Source organism: Actinoplanes sp. NPDC049802 (assembly GCF_040656595.1).
In the GTDB taxonomy this organism is placed as follows: domain Bacteria; phylum Actinomycetota; class Actinomycetes; order Mycobacteriales; family Micromonosporaceae; genus Actinoplanes.
Map to the genome: position 1 here is coordinate 1 of NZ_JBFAMR010000185.1, position 1,389 is coordinate 1,389.

The 1,389-nt window shown below is 65.8% G+C and carries 2 protein-coding genes; both read left to right on the top strand.

Going from position 1 to position 1,389, the window contains the following annotated elements; translation table 11 throughout:
- On the top strand, window positions 1-678 hold a 678-nt coding region (locus AB0I88_RS41270; RefSeq protein ID WP_361037759.1), incomplete at its 5' end, for an acyl carrier protein.
- 4 nt (window positions 679-682) lie between these two features.
- Window positions 683-1,389, top strand: a 707-nt coding sequence (locus AB0I88_RS41275; protein ID WP_361037761.1) for a beta-ketoacyl synthase N-terminal-like domain-containing protein, incomplete at its 3' end; no start/stop codon positions are given.

A 1,389-nucleotide genomic window follows, 5' to 3' on the forward strand; every position in this document is an offset into this window, starting at 1 on the left:
GGGTTGCGTCTTTTCGACGCTGCTGTCGCTTCGCCGGGTGCTCATTATGTGCCGATCGGGTTGGATCTCTCGGCGGTCGACGGGCCCGTCTACCAGAAGCTGATCCGCGGCCGGAACACCGGCCGGGCGAAACGGGCCGCCACCGGGACCCCCTCCGATCTGGCCGGCCGGCTGGCCACGATGTCCGGCCAGGAACGCCGGGACACGCTACTGGATCTGGTCCGGACGACCGCGGCCACCGTACTCGGCCACGACACGGCCGACGCCGTCCCGCCGGAACGCGCCTTCACCGAACTGGGCTTCGACTCGCTGGCCGCCCTGGAACTGCGCAACCAGCTCAACACCGCGACCGGGCTGCGGCTGCCGGCCACCCTCACCTTCGACCGGCCGTACGCCCGGGCCGTCGCCGACCTGCTCCACGAACGTCTGATCGGCGACTCCGGAACCGGCGGCACGCTCCCCGAGGACGAGATCCGCCGGATCCTGCTCACCATTCCGATCAGCCGGCTGCACGACGCCGGACTGGTACCCAGCCTGCTCGAACTCGGCGGCGTCCGGACCACGCCGGGCGAACCGGCGGATGCCGCGAGCGAATCGATCGACGACATGGACACCGACGCACTGATCAGCATGGCGCTCGCCGATCTCGGCGACGCGGCCACGGAAGCCGGGGGATGAGCAGATGGCCGACTCGGAACAACAGCTGGTCACCGCACTGCGGTCCGCGCTGAAGGACAACGAACGGCTGCGCGATCAGAACCGACGCCTGAACAACACCCTCCGCGAGCCGATCGCGATCGTGGGTATGGGGTGTCGTTTTCCGGGTGGGGTGCGGACGCCGGGTGAGTTGTGGGATCTGGTGGTCTCCGGCGGTGATGCGATTTCTGGTTTTCCGGTGGATCGTGGGTGGGATGTCGGTGATCTGTATGATCCGGCGCCTGGTGTTCCTGGTCGTTCGTATACGCGTCGTGGTGGTTTTCTGCATGATGCGGCGGATTTTGATGCGGAGTTTTTCGGTATCAGTCCGCGTGAGGCGTTGTCGATGGATCCGCAGCAGCGTTTGTTGTTGGAGACGTCGTGGGAGGCGCTGGAGAGTGCTGGTGTCGATCCGGTTGGTTTGCGGGGGTCGGACACCGGTGTTTTCGCGGGGATGATGTATCACGATTATGCGGGTAATGCGAGTACGGGTGCGGTGGTGTCGGGCCGGGTCGCGTATTCGTTTGGTTTCGAGGGTCCGACGTTGACGGTGGATACGGCGTGTTCGTCGTCGTTGGTGGCGTTGCATCTGGCGGTTCAGGCGTTGCGGAACGGTGAGTGTTCGCTGGCGCTGGCCGGTGGTGTGTCGGTGATGGCGACGGCGGATACGTATGTGGAGTTCTCGCAGCAGCG